Below are 19,153 nucleotides of genomic sequence, written 5' to 3'. Positions count from 1 at the left end.
CGACCCTGCTCGGCGGCCTTCGTGTTCGCCGGGGGAAGTCCCCAGGGTGCCCCCCTGTGTGCTGGCCGCTTGGGTCGGTGGGGTGGGTGGGGCGTTTTGCTGTGCCGGAACGGCTTCCGGGGTCCGTCGGTCTGCGGTCGGGGCGGAACACGTTGGTCACCCCTAGTAGTGGGAGCGTCGCTGTGGATGTACGGTCATCGCTGAACGTCCCGCGTGTCCGGGACGCAACCACCCGCAGCCGTGAATCGGAGTCCAGATGCGCCGTCGCTGTGCGCTCGTGGCCGGGGCAGTCCTCGCCGCGTTGACCACCACCTCAGCCGCCGCTCCACCGGAGGAGGGGCCGGGGCCGGAGGCCGCCCGCCAGCAGGGGACGATCACCAACGGGGGAGACCCCCTGGGCGGTGCCGAGGTCCGCCTCTACCGGGCGGGGGACGGGTGGGACGACCCGGCGACCGTCCTGGGGACGGCCCGCAGCGCACCGAACGGGCGGTTCGAGATCGGCTACCACCGCCCCTCCGACCCCGAGTCCGTGCTCTACGTCGTGGCGGAGGCAGACCCCGCCGGCGACGGGTACCGGGCCCAGGGCCGCGACCCCGTCCGGCTCACCGCGGTCCTGCCCGCCTCCCGCCGCTCCCGCGTGGTGGTCAACGAACGCACGACCGTGGCCACCGCCTTCTCCATGGCCCAGTTCATGGAGGGTGCGCACATCGCGGGCCCCCGCCCCGGGCCGCGGAACGCCGCCCTCACCTCGCGCAACCTCGCCGACGCCAGGACCGGCGGGATCGCCCGGGTCCTGGCCGCTCCGCCCAACGGCGACCGCACCTCCACCCTGCGCACCTTCAACTCGCTGGCCAACCTCCTCGCCAGTTGCGCCGGCCCCGACTCCTGCGAGCGCCTGTTCCGCCTGGCGCGGGCCCAGGGCCAGCCCCCGGCCCGGGACACCCTGCAGGCGGCGCTCAACATCGCCCGCGCGCCCGGCCACCGGGCCGGCGCCCTGTTCCGGGCCTCGCGGACCCAGCGGGTGTTCACCCCCGAGCTGGAGTCGGCCCCGGACGCCTGGACACTGGCCCTGAGCTACGTCGGTACCGGCCGCGAACTCGACGGGCCGGGCAACGTGGCCTTCGACGCCGACGGCAACGCCTGGATCATCAACAACTACGAGTTCGGCGCCGACCCCCGGGAGACGGTGTGCGGTGCCGAGCAGGTCGTGAAGTTCACCCCGGACGGCCGGAACGCGCCTGGTTCACCCTTCGGGGGCGGAGGCGTCTACGGAGCGGGCTACGGCGTCACCTTCGACCCGCGCGGCGACCTCTGGGTCGGCAACTTCGGCTTCCAGGGCCGCGGCTGTGAGAAGGACCAGGGCCTGCTCTCCCGCAGCGTCTCGCAGTTCAGCCCCGCAGGGCTGCCGCTGTCGCCGCGCGCCGGCTGGCGGGTGGGCGGTATCGACCGCCCCCAGGGCACTGTCGCCGACCGCAGCGGCACCGTCTGGCTGGCCAACTGCGGCAACGACACCGTGACCCGCATCCCGGGAGGCGACCCCCGCGACGCGGAGAACATCGATCCGGGCTCCGAACTGCTGGACACGCCGTTCGACATCGCCGTCGACACCGAGGGCCGGGCGTGGGTAACCGGCAACAGGACCTCCAACGTCCTGGCGCTCGCCCCCGACGGCACACCGGTCGCCTCGGTCGAGGGCGGTGGGATCGACGCCCCCATGGGCATCGCCTCCGACAGTCTGGGCAACGTCTGGGTGGCCAACTCCGGCATCATCCAGCCGCCCTGTGGAGACATCAGCATCGAGGACTTCCTGGAGTCGGTCCTCGACCCCCGGCCCGAGGCCTCCGTCACCATGGTGGACGCCCAGGGCCGCACACCGGACAGCCCCTTCGAGAACGGTGGTCTGTACATCCCGTGGGGCATCGCGGTCGACGGTGCCGACAACGTGTGGGTCGCCAACTTCGGCGGCCAGCGGTTGGCCCACCTGTGCGGGGCCGACGCCTCGTCCTGCCCGCCCGGACACCGTACCGGCGACCCGATCTCCCCGGCCGGCACCGGCTACACCAGTGACGCTCTCGTGCGCAACACCGGGGTCCAGATCGACCCGTCCGGCAACGTGTGGTTGGCCAACAACTGGCAGACGAGGCCGCGCCTGACCAACCCGGGCGGCCACGAGATGGTGGTGTTCGTCGGCCTGGCCGAGCCGGTCGAGACACCCCTGGTCGGTCCGCCGCAGCGGTCCTGACCGGTCCCGGTCCCGCGCGCAACGGCCTCCGCCCCCCGGGGCGGGGGCCGTGCTCCGTTCCTTGACCCGAGGGCCCTCCCGGATGCATAATCAACAAGAAGGTTGATCAACTAAAAGATTGAATACCCAGATGGCGGATGACCCGTTGAGTCGCACGTTCGCGGCGCTGGCCGATCCCACGCGTCGGGCCCTACTGGCCCGGCTCGCGCGGGGCGAGGCCACCGTCAACGAGTTGGCGGAGCCCTTCCCGATCAGCCTCCAGGCGGTCTCCCGGCACCTGAAGGTGCTGGAGGCGGCCGGACTGATCAGCCGGGGCAGGGACGCCCAGTGGCGCCCGTGCCGGCTGGAGGCCGCCCCGCTGGAGCGCGCCTCGGTGTGGATCGAGCGCTACCGCGACCGCTGGGAGGACCGCTTCGAGCGCCTCGACCAGGAGATCCGCCGCATCCGGGACGGCAGCGAGAAGGGAAACGGCCATGAGTGACCTGCAAGTGATCGTCGAACCCGGCCGACAGGACGTCGTCGTCAAGCGGAGCTTCGACGCCCCGCGAGAGACCGTCTTCCGGGCCATGACCGAACCGGAGCACCTGGCCCGCTGGTGGGGGCTCAGAGGGACCGAGACGGTCGTGGACCGCGCCGACGTCAGGCCCGGCGGGTCCTGGCGGTTCGTGGAGAAGGCGCCCGACGGCGCGGAGCACGCCTTCCACGGCGTCTACCACGACGTGGCCGCCCCGGAACGCCTCGTCCAGACCTTCGAGTTCGAGGGCGCCCCCGGGCACGTGCTCCTGGAGACCCACCGGCTGGAGGACCAGGGGAGCCGCACCCTCTACACCGCGCGGTCGGTCTTCCAGTCCGTGGAGGACCGCGACGGCATGGTCGCCGCCGGGATGGAGTCCGGTACGGCCCAGTCCCTGGACGCGCTGGAGGAGGTCGTCGCCGCCCTGGCCTGAGCGCCGCGGTCCGGTCGGCCCCGCCGCGGGGCCGACCGGACCGGCACTGTGGACAGTGGCCCGTCCGTCTCCCTGGGCCGGTACTGTCGATCCGTGGCAGATCTCCCCGACGTCCCCACCCTGCTCGACGCGGCCGTCTCCGCTCTGGGCGGCACCCGCCGCGAGGGCCAGCGGACCATGGCAGAGGCCGTGACCGACGCGGTCCGGCGGCGCGAGCACCTCGTGGTCCAGGCCGGCACCGGCACCGGAAAGTCCCTGGCCTACCTCGTGCCCGCGGTCAGACACGCGATGGCCGAGGAGACCACCGTGGTCGTCTCCACCGCCACCATCGCGCTCCAGAACCAGCTCATCGAACGGGACCTTCCCAGGCTGGCCGCCGCGCTCGCTCCCCTGCTGCCGCGCGAGCCCGCCTTCGCGGTGCTCAAGGGGCGGCGCAACTACCTGTGCCGCAACCGCCTCCACACCGCCGACCACGAGGCCGAGGACGCCGAACTCTTCGACCCCCGGCAGTTGTCCGCGCTCGGACGCCAGGTGGCACGCCTGCACGAGTGGGCCGAGGAGACCGTCACCGGTGACCGCGACGAACTCGCCCCCGGGGTCGGCGACCTGGCCTGGCGCCAGGTCTCGGTGGGCGGAAACGAGTGCATGGGCGCCCGTGCCTGCCCCTTCGGCCAGGAGTGCTTCGCCGAGTTCGCCCGCGAGGCCGCACGAGGTGTGGACGTCGTCGTCACCAACCACGCCATGCTCGCCATCGACATGACCCAGGACGGCCGCCTCCTGCCCGAGCACGACACCATCGTGATCGACGAGGCGCACGAACTCGTCGACCGCGCCACCTCCGTGGCCACCGCCACCCTCACCGAACGCGCGGTGGCCACCGCCGCCAAGCGCGCCGGCCGGCTCGTCGAACCCGGGATCGGCGAGCGGCTCACCGAGTGCGCCGAGGGCCTCGGCCTGATGCTGGCCGACGCCCCCGAGGGTCGGCTCGACCACATCGACGACGGCCTGGCCGGGGCCGTCGCCGCCGTCCGCGACGCCGCGGCCGCCTGCGTCAGCGCGGTCGGCCCCGCCACGGGGGAGTTCGACCCCGACACCGCCAGTGACCGCAAGATGGCCCTGGCCGCCCTGGAGGAGGTCCACGACGCCGCCGTGCGGGTCCTGGAGGCGTTCGGCCCCCCGCTGCGCGAGCGCACCGAGGTCTGCTGGCTCACCAGGTCGCCCTCCCGCCCGCCCTCCCTCAGCGCCGCGCCGCTGGGCGTGGGCGGCCTGCTGCGCGAGAAGCTCTTCGGGGACCGCACGGTCGTGCTCACCTCGGCCACCCTCGCCCTCGGCGGTACCTTCGCCCCCTTGGCCCACCAGTGGGGCCTGGGCCGTGAGGCCGCCCAGGAGGCGGCCGAGCGCGCCGAACGCGGTCTGGACCCGGACCCGGGCCCGGAGCAGGCCCCCGACCCCGACGACGACGGTCCGCACCGGGCCGCGGGGGAGCCCCGCTGGCGCGGTCTGGACGTGGGATCGCCCTTCGACCACGCGCGCAGCGGCATCCTCTACGTGGCCACCCATCTGCCTCCGCCGGGGCGCGACGGCCTGGCCCCGGCCTGCCTGGACGAGATCGCCGAGCTCATCGAGGCCGCCGACGGCCGCGCCCTCGGGCTGTTCTCCTCCATGCGTGCCGCCCAGCAGGCCACCGAGGAGCTGCGCGGACGCCTGGACCAGCCGATCCTCTGCCAGGGCGAGGACTCCACCGGCCAGCTGGTCCGCGCCTTCGCCGAGGAGGAGCGGTCCTGCCTGTTCGGCACCCTCTCGCTCTGGCAGGGCGTGGACGTGCCCGGACCGTCCCTGCAACTGGTGATCGTCGACCGCATCCCCTTCCCCCGGCCCGACGACCCGCTGTCCTCGGCACGCCAACGGGCGGTCTCCTCCCACGGCGGCAACGGCTTCATGGCGGTGACGGCCACCCACGCGGCCCTGCTGCTCGCCCAGGGCACCGGCCGACTGCTGCGGTCGACCGACGACCGCGGCGTGATCGCGGTCCTGGACCGGCGGCTGGCCACCGCGCGCTACGGCGGGTTCCTCCGCGCGTCGCTGCCCCCCTACTGGGGGACCACGGACCCCTCGGTGGCCCGGGCCGCGCTGCGCCGCCTCAGCGGGCGGCCGATCCCCGAACCGACGGCGGGGTGAGCGCCGGCCCGGCTCCGCGGATTCCGTGGCCCCTCGTCCGAGGGCCGTTCTGCGGGGTGGGCCGGTCCGGCCGGGCACCTCGCCCCGCGCCCGGGGGAGGCGGCGGTCCGGGAGAGGTCAGCGGGAGCGGTAGCCGAAGAGCCGGACCGCGTAGCCGGGGGAGTCGTCCTCGGGCTCCTGGATGTACCAGCGGTCGTCGTGCTCGCCCACCAGGAGTTCGTTCCACATCATGTCGATGAGCTTGAGCCGGGACACCACGGGGGACTCGGGGTCCAGCACGATGGAGTAGGACTGGTCGGTCAGCCGCTGGGTGACCATGCCCACGGACTGTCCGTCCCAGATGGCGGGGACGGACGCGTGGCCGACCTCGACACCGCACAGCCTGAGTTGCTCGACCTCCTCCTCCAGTGCCTCGGCGGCCAGGGCGCCGTCCAGGCGCAGGGCGTCCTCCAGTTCGTCCCGCTCCTCGTCGCCGCGCAGGTAGGCATGGTAGGTGCGGTAGCCGCACGTGCGGCACTTGCGCCAGACGACGCACCGGGCCACTCCGTAGGCGGACTGCGCCTCGCCCACGCACTGGTAGTCGCTCACCCGGCGGACCATGCCGCATTCACAGCACAAGGCAGTGAGATCCTGCTCCATCAGAGTCCCCCCTCCCAGGCGAGTATGCGACGGATGGAGTCCGTAAGGGAACCCGTTCCGTGAGGAAGTCGGGGCAAGGTGTCGTCATCAATGCCCCAAATGCCCCGATCTCGGGTTTCGGGTGCGCGGGGACGCGGTTCCGGCATGTCCGTCGTCACTCGTCCAGGGACAGGCCGCGCTTGTTGCGGGCGCTCCAGTCGCGCATCCGCTGTGGGTACCCGACGATCTGGACGTCGTAGGCGGGGGTCGCGATCCTGCTCGCCACCTTGCGGATGACCTCGGGTGAACCGCACCTGCGGCGGATCCACTCCCCGTCGGTGGCCACCGCCACGGCGGTGGCCCGGGTGGCGAAGGTCTCGGGCTCGACGAAGAACTCCACCCCCACCCGGCTCTCGGCGAACTCGATCAGAGCCTTGATGTCGGAGTCCTCGGAGTCCCGGTCGAAGCGGGCCTTGCCCTTGCGGTTGGCCTTGCGTAGGCCGAAGCGGTCTCGCCATCCCATCGGCGTGCCGTCCTTAGTCTGCGACGTCTCGTCGGGCGGGGGTGTCCTCGGTGCCGCGGTCGCGAACGGCCCCGGCACCACCGATCCCCAGAGTCTAGTTCCTCCCCCGCCGGAGGGTCGGAGGGCGGGTCCCGGAGCGCACCGGTTTCACGCGTTTTCCGGACAGCTCTGTCACCACGCTGCTACGTTCTGTCTCGCATCGCACTACAGGGGGAGATCATGATGCCGATGTGGACGTGGGCGGGGGAGACCGCGCGCCATCTGCGAAAGATGGGACAGGTCGAACTCGCTGACTCCGTCACGACTCTGCCCGAGTCGTGTGAGGCCGGGGAGGCGGTCCGCGTGGAGATGGTCGCCCGCTCAGCCCTGCGCACGGCCCGCCGTCTGGTGGCCGAAGCGGGTGAGGCCGGGGCACCGGACGTTCTCGGCACGCCGACCCTGGCCTACCTCGCGCACTGGCCCTTGGCCGTGCGGGTGGGCGCGCTCGCCGAGGGCAGGAGGGCGATCGACCAGGCCGTCGCCGCGGTGGAGGAGGGGCCCGACCCGCGGGAGCACGGGCCGCTGCCGGTGTCCGCACTGGAGACGCTGGCCCGATGCCACGCCAACATCGATGCGGCGGGCACCACGGCGGCGCGCCGCGAACTGCTGTCGGCGCAGCGCCTCGACGGGTGGGAGAACACCCCCGCCTGGCCGTCCCTGTGCCTGGCCCGCACCCACGTCCTGATCGACGAGGGGCGGCCCGACCGGGCCGAAGCCGAGCTGCGCCGCTACGAGCACACGGCCATCGGACCCGCGCTGCTGGGCACCGAGGGGGTGTTCGCCCTCGTCCGCTCCCTGCGCCACCAGGACAAGCACACCGACGCACTGGAGGCCCTGGACCGCCTGGAGGCCGAGATCGCCCTGGAGAGGGAGGCCGCGGCCGCGGGGACACGGCACGTCGCGCTGGGCCGGTCCATCCGCTTCGAGCGGGCGCGGCTGCTGTCCTGGCTGGTCCGCCTAGGGCTGTGCCCCTCCCGGGACGCCATCGGCGTCCTGCCCACGGTGGAGGAGGCCGAGGCCCATCCGAGTCTGCGGTCGGCCTGGGTGGAGGCCGTGGAGAACCTCGTCTGCCAGGGCGCGGTCCGCAACGACTGGCGTCTGGGGGTGCGGATCACCACCTGGTCGCGCTACTTCGAGCGGGTGGGCGCGCCGCGCCGGGGTGCCGAACTGGCCCTGGCCGCCGCGCGCCTGGCCGTCGGACGCGGGGCGCGCTGGGTGGCGGAGTGCTCAGCGCTCCGGGCCGAGCGGCTCATCGCCGGACTGGGCCGCACGGAGGAGGCCGCCGGGGACCTGGCCGAGGTCCGCTCCCTGGTCGCGGCGATGACCCCGGTCCCGCCCGTGGCATCCGCCGACCGCATCCTGGACCACCTCAGGGCCCAGCCCGCCGACCAGGTTGACCCCGAGTACCAGGCGGAGCAGGTCAACGCCGCGCTGTCGTCCCTGCCCAACGACACCCCGCTGCTGGCCGCGCTCGGCCAGGTCGGACGCACACTGATGCTCTCCGACGTGGCCACCGGCCCGCAGTGGCGCCACGTGCGGGAGCGGCCCGGCGACCAGAACGCGGCGCTGTCGCTACTGGAGACGCTCCTGCACGACAACGACACCGCGGGGGTCCGGGACCTGGTCCGCACGCTCGCCGCGGGGGTGCCCGGCCAGGACGGCCAGGGCCGGGCCGCCATGGTGGTCGGGCCGGTGGAGCCCTACCGGACCGCGCCGGAGGCCGGGGCGGCGGTGGCCAGCGCGCGGCCGGCCGGGTAGGCGAGCGCGGCCCCGGGCAGCCGGGAGGGCCGTCCACTGGCCAGGACGGTGACCCGGCCCGGCGCCTCCCCGGGGGGAGGCGTGCCGATTCTGCGCAGGGTCTGCGCGGCCACGGCGTCGGCGGCCGTGAACGTGTCCACGGTGCGTCCCAGGGCCGCGAGGGCACCGTCCCCGACCAGGTCGTAGTGCGTACAGCCCAGGACCACCCCCCGGACGGCGTCCGGGGTCCGCTCGGCCGCGTAGGCCAGGGCGTCGGCGATCATCCGCGGGTCGGCGGACTCCACCGCCTCAGCCAGACCGAGGCAGGCCACGGGGGTGACCTCGACGCCCGAGGCGAAGGTCTCGATGAGCCGGTTCTGGTAGGCGCTGCGGGTGGTCGCCGCCGTGGACCACACCGCGATCGGCCCGCCCGCCGCCGCGGCGGGCTTGATCGGCGGGACCGTGCCGATCACCGGGATCCGCGGTTCGAACTCGGCCCTCAGAGCGGCCAGTCCGTGGACGGAGGCGGTGTTGCAGGGCACTACCACTGCGGTCAGGTCCTCCCGGTCCGAGGCCTCGCGCGCCGCGCGGGCCCCGGCCAGGACGCGCCCGATGATCTCCTCCGGGGTGCGCGGGCCCCAGGGCATGTGGTCCGGGTCCATGGACAGGACGAGGTCGGCGTCCGGGCGTGCGGCGTGCAGGGCCGCCGCCGTGGAGAGCATGCCGATTCCGGAGTCAACGAGAGCGATGCGCACGGTTGCAGATTCTATGCCGCGACCGGTCCCGCCGCGCCCTCACGTCCACAGGCGCGAGCCCGAGCCCCACACGTGTTCGGCCTCGTCGAGGAGGCCCTCCCCGCCGGCGGCCTCCAAACCGGCGACGGCGCCCAGGGTGAGCAGGACGGACTCGCGGTCGTCGGGTTGGGTGCGGATCAGGTCGTCGCCGACGGTGTCCAGGTAGGCCAGGCCCACGCGGCCGTCCTGGTAGCGGCCCAGGACGTCCTGGAGGTCGCGGGCCCACTTGCCGAGCCGTTTGGCGGGTTTGCCCAGACCGCTCTGGGCCATCCGTGCGGCGTAGCGGACCCGTTTGGCGGACTTGCGCACCTCGTGCCAGGCCGCGGCCCGCTGTTGGGGGTCCCCCGCGGCGTCGGCGGCGAGTGCTGCGTCGTGGCGGTCCCGCAGGCGTGCGCACGCCCGGGTGATGTCCCTGGCCAGGAGGTCGGTGTTCCCACGTGCCGCCTTCTTGCGCAGCGGCGGCGCGGCGAGCAGCGTGTCGAGTGAGTCGAGGAGGGCGAAGTAGCGCGGGCTGTTGAGGAACGCGTCCACCTCGGACCGGGCCCGCTCCATGCGTTCGTCGAGGTAGGTGAGCCAGACGCCGCTGCGGTCCCGTCCCACCAGGTGGTCGGGCAGGCGCTCCAGGTGCGCGGTCCAGCGCTCGCGCAGCACCTCCAGGTCCCTGACCTCGCCGAGCACGGCGGCCAGGTGGCGCAGTTCGTCGGCGACGGGGCGGGTCTGGGAGCGTCGCAGGACCGAGCGGAACCCGGTCAGGGCGCTGCGCAGGCGGCGGCTGGTCACCCGCATCTGGTGTACGGCGTCTGGCTCGAAGCGGCGTACGAGCGGGTCGAAGGCGAGCAGTCGGTCGGTGTACCGGGCCAGGTGGGCCAGGACCGTCGCGGCGTCGCCCGAGCCCGGGTGCCGCGGGAGCGGGGGAGGCAGCCGGTGGCCCAGCGCTCGGCGCAGCTTGGAGGGGTACTCGGCCGGCCGGGCGCCCGACCGGGTCAGCACCGCGGTGACGCGGTCGAGGTCGGAGCGGTCGCCGTCGGCGAGTTCGGCCTCGACCTCGCGCCAGGAGTCCTCCGCGCCGACGGTGCCGTCGGCGGTGCGGGGCGCCAGGTCGCGGGAGGTCACGTGGTCGTCGGCGACCACGACCAGGGCGGCACCGTCCTCGTCCTCCAGACGGTGCTCGGTGCGTTCGGTGTCGATCCGGGCCACCGGCAGCAGGGGCGCGCCGCGTGCGGCCGCGGCGGACAGGCCGACGAAGTTCGCGGGCGGGTCGCAGGAGAGGGGGGCGTGCAGTTCGCGGCGAGTGCCCTCGCCCCAGGGGACCTTGAGGTGCCAGCCGGCGTCGGAGCCGCCGGTGCGGCGGCGGCAGGTGATGCCGCGGGCCGCCAGGCGCAGTCCGGCGGTGTCGTAGTAGGTGGCTTCGAGGCGGAAGGCCTCGGAGCGCACGCCGCCCGGGGTGGTTCCGGACAGGTCGGGCAGGTCCCCGTCCATGGCGAACGTGGTCTCGACCTCGAGGTGGTCGTTCAACGGAGGCCCCCTCCGCTCGGGGTTCCTTTCGCCCATTGCACCATCGCCGGGCCCGGTACGGAAGGGCGCGGACGGGATCGCCGGTTGAGTGATCCAGGTCACATCACTGGGTATCGCTGGTCGAGGGCCTCTCCAAGCGACACGGGCGCAAATGGGGTGGCAAAAATCCGTTACCGGTAGGTAGAACTGAGGAGATCGGCCCGTCCCACACATTTCGTGCCGGGGGCGGATCACACCATGCCGTGCGTCACGCGCGCCGGGACCGGAAGCGGGAACTGGGATGGCACCTCCACAGCAGGACACAGGCACGAGTACGGCGGGGGGACGGCCGGGGCTCGCCGCGCACGACGAGGCCGTCCGGCGGCTGCGCCGGGAGTTCCGGGCGCTGCCCGGGGACGCACCCGTCCGTCTGGCCAAACCCACCTCCAACCTCTTCCGCTTCCGCGAACCCTCGGCGTCCCCGCCGCTGGACGTGTCGTCCTTCTCCGGCGTCATCGGCATCGACCCCGTGGAGGGCCTGGCCGACGTGGGTGGTATGACCACCTATGAGGACCTCGTCGCCGCCACCCTCCCGCACGGGCTGATGCCGTTGGTCGTCCCGCAACTGCGGACCATCACCGTGGGTGGTGCGGTCACCGGGCTGGGCATCGAGTCCACCTCCTTCCGCAACGGGCTGCCGCACGAGTCCGTCCAGGAGATGGAGATCCTCACCGGCTCGGGTGAGGTCGTCACCGCCACCCGTGACAACCGGCACGCCGACCTGTTCCACGGCTTCCCCAACTCCTACGGAACCCTCGGCTACGCGCTGCGCCTGCGCATCGAGCTGGAGCCCGTCTCCCCGTACGTACATCTGCGCCACCTGAGGTTCCACGACGCGGCCGAGGCCATGGCCGCCCTCGAACGGATCTGCGGTGCCGCCGAACACGACGGGCGGCCCGTCGACTTCGTGGACGGGGTGGCCTTCGGCCCCGACGAGCTCTACCTCACCCTCGCCCGCTTCACCGACCACGCGCCGTGGACCAGTGACTACACCGGAACCGGCATCTACTACCGCTCCATCCGCGACTATGCCGGGACGGGGCCGGGCGACTACCTCACCACCCACGACTACCTGTGGCGGTGGGACACCGACTGGTTCTGGTGCTCCCGTGCCTTCGGCGCCCAGCACCCCCTGGTCCGCCCCCTGTGGCCGCGCGCGCTCAAGCGCTCCGACGTCTACCGCAGGCTCGTCGCCTGGGACCGGCGCACCGACTTCTCCCGGCTGCTCGACCACTACCGTGGCAGGCGGCCCCGGGAACCGCTCATCCAGGACGTCGAGGTCGGCGTCGAACGCGGCGCGGAGTTCCTCGACTTCTTCCACGCTCGGATCGGCATGAGCCCCGTGTGGATGTGCCCCCTGCGGCTGCGGGAACCGGCCTCCGCAGGGGCCGCCGACGGGCACGTGTGGCCGCTCTACCCGCTGGAGAGCGACCGCCTGTACGTCAACTTCGGCTTCTGGGGACTCGTCGACACGGTGCCCGGCCAGCGCCGGGCCCACCACAACCGTCTCGTGGAGGAGGAGGTCGAGTGCCTCGGCGGCCACAAGTCGCTGTACTCGGACGCCTTCTACACCGAGGAGCGCTTCTGGCGGCTCTACAACGGGACGGCCTACGCCCGCCTCAAGGCGGACTACGACCCCGACGGCAGGCTGCTCGACCTGTACGCCAAGTGCGTACGCAACCGCTGACACCGAGAAGGACCAAGGACGAGACGGGCTGGTCCTCCTCCGGGGACGGGCCCGGGAGAGTGAGGACGAGAACATGCGGCTTGCCGAGATCTTCGAGCGGGTCGTCGGCCCCGACGCACCCATCCGCTTCACCGCCTACGACGGCAGCGAGGCCGGCCCTCCCGGCGCCGAGAACACCCTTCGCGTGCGCACACCGGTCGCCGTCAACTACCTCGCCCAGTCGCCGAACGCCGTGGGCCTCACCCGCGCCTACGTGTCCGGGCACCTGGACGTGGAGGGCGACATGTACACCGCACTGCGGTCCATGGCCCGCTTCGCCCTGGAGAACGACCGCGCCCCGGGGATCGGGGACCTCCTCCGGGTGGCCCGCTCCGTGGGGTGGGTCAAGTTCGTCAACCGGGTCGCCCCGCCTCCGCAGGAGATGCGCCAGAGCAGGCTGACGCGCCTGGGCTGGCGGCACTCCAAGGAGCGCGACGCCGAGGTCATCCACCACCACTACGACGTGTCCAACACCTTCTACGCGATGGTGCTGGGACCGTCCATGGCCTACACCTGCGCCGTCTTCGGCGACGCCGAGGAGTCTCTGGAGAGCGCCCAGTTCCGCAAGCACGACCTCGTCGCCCGCAAGCTCGGGCTGGAGAGCGGCATGCGCCTGCTCGACGTCGGCTGCGGCTGGGGCGGCATGGTCATGCACGCCGCGCGCGAGTACGGAGTCAAGGCGCTGGGCGTCACCCTGTCCAAGCAGCAGGCGGAGTGGGCGGCCAAGCGCATCGCCCAGGAGGGGCTGTCGGACCTGGCCGAAGTCCGCCACATGGACTACCGGGACGTCCCCGACGGCCACTACGACCGGATCAGCTCGATCGGCCTGACCGAGCACGTCGGCGCCGACCAACTGGCGCCCTACTTCGCCTCGCTCCACGACAAGCTGGTCCCGGGAGGACGCCTGCTCAACCACTGCATCACCCGGCCGCGCAACGACCTCAGACCCCTCCACCCCCGGGGCGTCATCAACCGGTACGTCTTCCCCGACGGTGAACTGGAGGGGCCCGGGACCATCCAGACGGCGATGAACGACGCCGGGTTCGAGATCCGCCACCAGGAGAACCTGCGCGAGCACTACGCCCTCACACTCCGGCGCTGGGGCGCCAACCTGGAGCGGAACTGGGACGCGGCGGTCGCCGAGGTCGGGGAGGGCACCGCGAGGGTCTGGCGCCTCTACATGGCAGGATGCGTCCTGGGCTTCGAGATGAACGTGGTCCAGTTGCACCAGATCCTCGGCGTCCGCCTGGACGGCACCGAGGCGCACATGCCGCTGAGGCCGGACTTCTGACCCGCCCTCGGCGGTCGCCCGCGGGGACATCCTGCGGTTGTGGCTCCCCCGGGGCGGTCGCCACGGCATGATGAGGTCAGGCACACCGACCAGAAGCCACCGTGAAGGGACCCGCAGTGTCCTCCGAAGACCACCCCGCCCCGAGCGGCGGGACGCCCGCGAACGACCCGTCCGACCAGGTCAAGCGCACGGCCATCGCCCTCGTCGCCGCCTACGCGGACCGCAACCGGGCCGAGCTCGACGAGGCGGTCCCCGCGGCGGCCGACAACGCCGACGACGTCGTGTCCGAGCTGAAGGTCATCGCGGCCTTCCTCAGCCGCCGGGTCCAGCACACCGGTGTGGTGTGGAAGCCAGCCGACTCGCGCGAGGCCGTCGCCCGCACCGTCGCGGAGATGCTCCCGCCCGAGCTGGAGTTCGCCGTCAGCACGGCCTGGGAGGCCCACTCGGTGGGTGAGGAGGAGGCCGCGGAGCGGTTCGCGGCGGGCGACCCCATGGTCTTCGTACACATGCTCGCCGCGTTCAGCGCCGCCATCGGCCTGGCCGTGTACAAACGCGCCGAACTCGTGGCCACCCTGCGTCAGGTGACCGGCCTCGCCGATTAGGAGAACCCGTCCGCGAGCGCGCCGCGCAGGGCGCGTACCGGCCGCTCACCACCCGCCCCCGACCAGTTTCTCCCGGACTCGGCGCCAGTCCACGGCGGAGAGGGGGCGGTGGTCCAGGTCTTGGCGCACGGCGGCCATGGTGCGCAGGTCGTACGCGCTCAGCGGCCGCCCGTCGTCGCTGCTGCGGTCGACCAGCCCGTGCACGTAGGCGGACAGGCTCCGCCCGGCGGGGTCGGCCAGCGCGTGCCGCACCGCTCGCTCGCGGAAGCGCGCGTCGTGGGGGAGCCAACTGATGACGACCTCGGTGGGGGAGGGCCCGGTCCCGCTCACCGCGCACCGCCCCCGCTTCCCAAACCGCACCCAGGCACGGTCCACACTCCATTCGTCAGAGACCTCGCCGCCCGGCGCGCCGGGGCAGGCGTGCGGGCGGGCCCGCCCGCACGCCTGCCCCCTGGGACGCGGGCGGAGGAGGAGCCCTCTAGCGCAGTTCGCGCTTGAGGATCTTCCCGGTGGCGGTCATGGGCAGCTCGGTGCGGAACTCCACGAGGCGGGGGTACTTGTACCCGGCTAGGCGCTCCTTGGACCAGTCGATGAGCGACTGCTCGTCGAGGTCGGCGTCGGGCTCGCGGATGATGAACGCCTTGACCTCCTCGCCGTGGGTGTCGTGCTCGACGCCCACCACGGCGGCCAGGCTGATCTCCGGGTGGGTCATCAGGACCTCTTCGACCTCGCGCGGGTAGACGTTGTAGCCGCCGCGGATGATCATGTCCTTGGAGCGGTCGATGATGAAGTAGAAGCCCTCCTCGTCCCGGCGGGCGATGTCGCCGGTGCGGAACCAGCCGTTGTTGAGGACCTCGGCGTTGACCTCGGGACGGTTGTAGTACCCCTTCATCACGCAGTGGCCGCGGACGGCGATCTCGCCCTCGCTCTCGGCGTCGTTCCACTCGGAGTCGATGAGCTTCATCTCCACACCCCACACCGGCAGGCCGATGGAGCCGGCCTTGGCCTTGATGTTGGGGTTGTTGAAGGAGACGATCGGCGAGGTCTCGGACAGGCCGTAGCCCTCCTTGATCCCGATGCCGAAGGCCTCGGTGAAGTCGTCGGAGAGCTGCTGGGGCAGGGAGGAGCCGCCGGAGGCCGCGTCGACGACGGTGCTCGTAATCTTCTCCACGTCGTAGGTGCCCGGCTCGGCGGACTGCACTGCGGTCAGCAGGCCCCAGTACATGGTGGGGACGCCGGCGAACGCGGTCACGCCCTCCTTCTCCATGAGCCTGAGCGCCTCGGCGCCGTCGAAGCGCGGCATGAGGACCATCGTCCCGTGCCGGTACAGCACCGAGTTGAGCATGACGGTCTGTCCGAAGATGTGGAACAGCGGCAGGACGGTGAGGGCCACGTCGCGCCCGTCGGGGGACTTGTCGGCGTTGCGGTCGGCGACGACCGCGTTCAGCAGCAGGTTGTTGTGGCTCAGCTCAGCGCCCTTGGGCCGACCGGTCGTGCCGCTGGTGTAGATGATGACGGCGGTGTCCTCGGAGTCGGACTGCACCGACTCGAACGTGCCGGGCTGCCCCGCCAGGGCAGACCACAGGGTCTCGGCGCCCTCGATGCTGGACTCGGTCGAGCCGGCCGCGGCGGGCAGGTCGACGTAGAACTCGCAGGAGTCCACGTTGCCGAAGGCCTCGAAGGCGCGTTCGCCCAGGGGGAGCTCAGGGCTGCCGGTGAAGGCGAAGATCGCCTTGGCCCCGGAGTCCTCCAGGTGGTACTGGATCTCCGGAGCGGTCAGCAGCACGTTGAGAGGGACCACGACCGCGCCGGCCTTGAGGGCGCCGAAGTACACGAAGGGGAAGTAGGGGGTGTTCGGGCTGGCGAGCGCGATGCGGTCGCCGGGCTGGACGCCCCGGGAGACCAGGAGGTTGGCGACCTGGTCGGCGATCATGTTGACGGTCGCGTAGTTGAGGCGAAGGTCGCCGGAGACCAGACAATCCTTCTCCGGAACCGCGCGGGCTCCGTCCTCCAGGATCACGGACAGGTTGAGCATTGAGGGGGCCTCCCGCTACATGGTGAGGAAAGATTCGGATGTGATCTGAATCTCGTGTTCTGCGTCACTGAAACGGAAGGGTAACAAACCAGCTGGTCGGTTTGGCTGTCCGCTACGCAGTTGAAACCTAACGGTGTTCGGAAAAGGGTGCCAGGGCAGCCCGGACGCCCCCCGTCCACAGGTCTGTGGTATCCGTTCGTCGCTGTCCGCTGCGTGGCGCTAACCTGGGGGCGAACGCGCGTGCCCCGCGGCACCGTCGCCACGGGCCCCCACCGCGTGCAATCCACCCGAGAGACCGGTTAGGGAACATTCACCGATGACAGCGGTAGACGGCGACCACAGGACGGGCGACACCTACGACGCCCGCGCCCTCCAGGACAAGTGGCAGGCGCGCTGGGCCGCCGAGCTTCCGTTCCAGGCCGACGAGGAGGCGGGGGACGAACGCCCCCGCAGCTACGTGGTCGACATGTTCGCCTACCCCTCCGGGGACCTGCACATGGGCCACGCGGAGGCCTACGCGATCGGCGACGTCATCGCCCGCTACCGGCTCCAGCGCGGCGACAACGTCCTCCACCCCATCGGCTGGGACTCCTTCGGCCTGCCCGCGGAGAACGCGGCCATCAAGAACGACTCCCACCCCGCCGAGTGGACCTACGCCAACATCGAGACCCAGGCCTCCTCGTTCCGCCGCTACGGAATCGGCGTCGACTGGTCGCGCCGCCTGCACACCAGCGACCCCGAGTACTACAAGTGGAACCAGTGGCTGTTCCTGCGCTTCTTCGAGCGCGGACTGGCCTACCGCAAGGACGGCCGGGTCAACTGGTGCCCCAAGGACCAGACCGTGCTCGCCAACGAACAGGTCGTCCAGGGCCGGTGCGAGCGGTGCGGCTCCGACGTCGTGCGCCGCAGCCTGAACCAGTGGTACTTCAAGATCACCGACTACGCCCAGCGCCTGCTGGACGACATGGACCAGCTCGACGGCGGCCGCTGGCCGGACGAGATCCTGGCCATGCAGCGCAACTGGATCGGACGTTCCACAGGCGCCGACGTCCACTTCCGGATCGAGGGCCGCGACGAGCCGGTCACCGTCTTCACCACCCGCCCCGACACCCTCTACGGGGCCACCTTCTTCGTCGTGGCGGCCGACGCCGACCTGGCCGACGAACTGTGCGCGCCCGAGCAGCGCGAGGCCTTCGACGCCTACCGCGCCGAGGTCGCCAGGCTCTCCGACATCGAGCGCCAGGCCACCGAGCGCCCCAAGACCGGTGTGTTCCTGGGCCGCCACGCGATCAACCCGGTCAACGGCGAGCGCATGCCGGTCTGGGCCGCCGACTACGTCCTGGCCGACTACGGCCACGGCGCGATCATGGCCGTGCCCGCGCACGACCAGCGTGACCTCGACTTCGCGCTGGCCTTCGACCTGCCCGTGCGGGTCGTGGTGGAGACCGGTGAGCCCGACCCCGCCGAGACCGGGACGGCCACCGCGGGTGAGGGCACCCTGCGCGACTCCGGCCCGCTCGACGGCATGAGCAAGGCCGAGGCCCTCGACCGCATCGTCGAGGTGCTGGCCGAGCGCGGCACCGGAGCCGGCACCGTCAACTACCGCCTGCGCGACTGGCTGCTGTCCCGCCAGCGCTACTGGGGCACGCCGATCCCGATCGTCCACTGCCCCTCCTGCCGCGAGGTCCCCGTCCCCGACGACCAGCTTCCGGTCACCCTGCCCGAGCTCAAGGGCGCCGAACTGGCCCCCAGGGGCGTCTCTCCGCTGGCCGCCGCCACCGACTGGGTCGAGACCGCCTGCCCCTCCTGCGGCGGGCCCGCCCAGCGTGACACCGACACCATGGACACGTTCGTCGACTCGTCCTGGTACTTCCTGCGCTACTGCTCGCCGCGGCTGGACACAGCGCCCTTCGACACCGACGCCGTCAACAAGTGGGGCCCCGTCGACCACTACATCGGCGGCAAGGAGCACGCCACGCTGCACCTGCTGTACGCGCGCTTCTTCACAAAGGTCCTCCACGACCTGGGCATGGTCGCCTTCGACGAACCCTTCCGGCGCCTGACCAACCAGGGCCAGGTCATCAACGAGGGCAAGGCCATGTCCAAGTCCCTGGGCAACGGCGTGGACCTGGGGCGGGAGATCGACACCTACGGCGTGGACGCGGTCCGCCTGACCATGCTCTTCGCCAGCCCGCCCGAGGAGGACGTCGACTGGGCGGACGTGTCCGTGACCGCCGCGCAGAAGTTCCTCAACCGCGCCTACCGGGTGATGTGCGAGGCGGGCGCGGCCGGTGAGCCCGGCACCGACCCCGCCTCGGGCAGCACCGAACTGCGCCGTGCCGCCCACCGCGCCATCGACCAGATCACCTCTCTGGTCGAGACCCGCCGGTTCAACGTGGCCATCGCCCGCATCATGGAACTGGTCTCCGCCACGCGCCGGGCGATCGACTCCGGCCCCGGCGCCGCCGACCCGGCCGTGCGTGAGGCGGCCGAGTTCACGGCCGTGGCCCTGTCCCTGTTCGCGCCCTACGTTGCTGAGGAGGGCTGGGAGAAGCTGGGCCGCACCGGCTCGGTGGCCGTCGGCAACTGGCCCGAGGCCGACCCCGAGCTGCTGGTCCAGGAGTCGGTCACCTGCGTCGTGCAGGTGCAGAGCAAGGTCCGCGACAAGCTCACCGTGGCCCCCGACATCGACCCGGCAGAGCTGGAGAAGCTGGCACTGGCCTCGGAGAAGGCCCAAGGGTTCATCGGTGACCAGCAGATCCGCAAGGTGATCGTGCGCGCACCGAAGCTGGTGAACATCGTCGTCGGCTGACCCGTCGGCGCGGCGGCGGCCGGGTACGGCCACCGCCGCGCGCCAGGGACAGCGT

15 protein-coding genes are annotated in these 19,153 nt (G+C 72.1%); 9 read left to right on the top strand and 6 right to left on the bottom strand.

Annotation, left to right across the window (positions count from 1 at the left end):
- Positions 1-256 precede the first annotated feature (256 nt).
- The 4 genes from B042_RS0119925 (at position 257) to B042_RS0119910 (ending at position 5,367) form a co-directional block, all read left to right on the top strand.
- The gene (locus tag B042_RS0119925) at positions 257-2,242 is read left to right on the top strand and encodes a hypothetical protein (RefSeq protein WP_028649826.1); all 1,986 of its coding nucleotides are present in this window, start codon (positions 257-259) and stop codon (positions 2,240-2,242) included.
- 130 nt (positions 2,243-2,372) lie between these two features.
- On the top strand, positions 2,373-2,723 hold the full coding sequence (locus B042_RS0119920; RefSeq protein WP_028649825.1) for a helix-turn-helix transcriptional regulator: 351 nt from the start codon (positions 2,373-2,375) through the stop codon (positions 2,721-2,723).
- Positions 2,716-3,189 (top strand): SRPBCC family protein, encoded by a 474-nt coding sequence (locus B042_RS0119915; RefSeq protein ID WP_028649824.1) that lies wholly within the window; start codon positions 2,716-2,718, stop codon positions 3,187-3,189. Before B042_RS0119920 ends, B042_RS0119915 begins: the two co-directional genes overlap by 8 nt.
- Before the next feature lie 93 nt (positions 3,190-3,282).
- The gene (locus B042_RS0119910) at positions 3,283-5,367 is read left to right on the top strand and encodes an ATP-dependent DNA helicase (RefSeq protein WP_028649823.1); all 2,085 of its coding nucleotides are present in this window, start codon (positions 3,283-3,285) and stop codon (positions 5,365-5,367) included.
- 117 nt (positions 5,368-5,484) lie between these two features.
- Here the strand turns inward: B042_RS0119910 and B042_RS0119905 are convergent, their stop codons facing one another.
- Entirely contained in the window at positions 5,485-6,006 is a 522-nt protein-coding gene (locus tag B042_RS0119905; protein WP_028649822.1) for a DUF6315 family protein, read from the bottom strand.
- A gap of 154 nt (positions 6,007-6,160) precedes the next feature.
- A complete protein-coding gene (locus B042_RS0119900; RefSeq protein ID WP_028649821.1) occupies positions 6,161-6,508 on the bottom strand; it encodes a hypothetical protein in 348 nt (115 codons plus the stop codon).
- Between the two features lie 222 nt (positions 6,509-6,730).
- Between B042_RS0119900 and B042_RS23975 the strand changes: the two genes are divergently transcribed.
- A complete protein-coding gene (locus tag B042_RS23975) occupies positions 6,731-8,305 on the top strand; it encodes a hypothetical protein (protein ID WP_051415819.1) in 1,575 nt (524 codons plus the stop codon).
- Here the strand turns inward: B042_RS23975 and B042_RS0119890 are convergent.
- Positions 8,248-9,039: a glutamate racemase gene (locus B042_RS0119890; protein ID WP_028649820.1), complete on the bottom strand. Its 792-nt coding sequence runs from the start codon at positions 9,037-9,039 to the stop codon at positions 8,248-8,250. The two genes, B042_RS23975 and B042_RS0119890, sit on opposite strands and share 58 nt — an antisense overlap.
- A 39-nt stretch (positions 9,040-9,078) precedes the next feature.
- The gene (locus B042_RS0119885; protein ID WP_028649819.1) at positions 9,079-10,593 is read right to left on the bottom strand and encodes a CYTH and CHAD domain-containing protein; all 1,515 of its coding nucleotides are present in this window, start codon (positions 10,591-10,593) and stop codon (positions 9,079-9,081) included.
- Positions 10,594-10,873: 280 nt separating this feature from the next.
- Here B042_RS0119885 and B042_RS0119880 point away from each other — a divergent pair, with 280 nt between their 5' ends.
- The 3 genes from B042_RS0119880 (at position 10,874) to B042_RS0119870 (ending at position 14,251) form a co-directional block, all read left to right on the top strand.
- A complete protein-coding gene (locus tag B042_RS0119880) occupies positions 10,874-12,319 on the top strand; it encodes an FAD-binding oxidoreductase (protein ID WP_028649818.1) in 1,446 nt (481 codons plus the stop codon).
- 73 nt (positions 12,320-12,392) lie between these two features.
- Complete coding sequence (locus B042_RS0119875) at positions 12,393-13,649, top strand: class I SAM-dependent methyltransferase (RefSeq protein WP_028649817.1); 1,257 nt, start codon at positions 12,393-12,395, stop codon at positions 13,647-13,649.
- A gap of 116 nt (positions 13,650-13,765) precedes the next feature.
- The gene (locus B042_RS0119870; protein WP_028649816.1) at positions 13,766-14,251 is read left to right on the top strand and encodes a hypothetical protein; all 486 of its coding nucleotides are present in this window, start codon (positions 13,766-13,768) and stop codon (positions 14,249-14,251) included.
- 45 nt (positions 14,252-14,296) lie between these two features.
- Here B042_RS0119870 and B042_RS0119865 read toward each other — a convergent pair whose 3' ends face one another.
- Complete coding sequence (locus tag B042_RS0119865) at positions 14,297-14,581, bottom strand: hypothetical protein (RefSeq protein WP_028649815.1); 285 nt, start codon at positions 14,579-14,581, stop codon at positions 14,297-14,299.
- 148 nt (positions 14,582-14,729) lie between these two features.
- Entirely contained in the window at positions 14,730-16,286 is a 1,557-nt protein-coding gene (locus tag B042_RS0119860) for a long-chain fatty acid--CoA ligase (RefSeq protein ID WP_028649814.1), read from the bottom strand.
- A 316-nt stretch (positions 16,287-16,602) separates the two neighbouring features.
- Here B042_RS0119860 and leuS point away from each other — a divergent pair, with 316 nt between their 5' ends.
- Positions 16,603-19,098: a leucine--tRNA ligase gene (gene leuS, locus B042_RS0119855; RefSeq protein WP_028649813.1), complete on the top strand. Its 2,496-nt coding sequence runs from the start codon at positions 16,603-16,605 to the stop codon at positions 19,096-19,098.
- Positions 19,099-19,153: the final 55 nt, after the last annotated feature.

Origin of the sequence: Nocardiopsis sp. CNT312 (assembly GCF_000515115.1) — a bacterium.
GTDB lineage: Bacteria > Actinomycetota > Actinomycetes > Streptosporangiales > Streptosporangiaceae > Nocardiopsis.
This window is presented reverse-complemented; position numbering and strand designations above follow the sequence as displayed.

Excerpts from the sequence above, each read along its gene's own strand:
- B042_RS0119925 (WP_028649826.1), top strand. The coding sequence starts at position 257 with ATGCGCCGTCGCTGTGCGCTCGTGGCCGGGGCAGTCCTCGCCGCGTTG.
- B042_RS0119920 (WP_028649825.1), top strand. The coding sequence starts at position 2,373 with ATGGCGGATGACCCGTTGAGTCGCACGTTCGCGGCGCTGGCCGATCCC.
- B042_RS0119915 (WP_028649824.1), top strand. The coding sequence starts at position 2,716 with ATGAGTGACCTGCAAGTGATCGTCGAACCCGGCCGACAGGACGTCGTC.
- B042_RS0119905 (WP_028649822.1), bottom strand. The coding sequence starts at position 6,006 with ATGGAGCAGGATCTCACTGCCTTGTGCTGTGAATGCGGCATGGTCCGC.
- B042_RS0119900 (WP_028649821.1), bottom strand. The coding sequence starts at position 6,508 with ATGGGATGGCGAGACCGCTTCGGCCTACGCAAGGCCAACCGCAAGGGC.
- B042_RS23975 (WP_051415819.1), top strand. The coding sequence starts at position 6,731 with ATGCCGATGTGGACGTGGGCGGGGGAGACCGCGCGCCATCTGCGAAAG.
- B042_RS0119880 (WP_028649818.1), top strand. The coding sequence starts at position 10,874 with ATGGCACCTCCACAGCAGGACACAGGCACGAGTACGGCGGGGGGACGG.
- B042_RS0119875 (WP_028649817.1), top strand. The coding sequence starts at position 12,393 with ATGCGGCTTGCCGAGATCTTCGAGCGGGTCGTCGGCCCCGACGCACCC.
- B042_RS0119860 (WP_028649814.1), bottom strand. The coding sequence starts at position 16,286 with ATGCTCAACCTGTCCGTGATCCTGGAGGACGGAGCCCGCGCGGTTCCG.
- leuS (WP_028649813.1), top strand. The coding sequence starts at position 16,603 with ATGACAGCGGTAGACGGCGACCACAGGACGGGCGACACCTACGACGCC.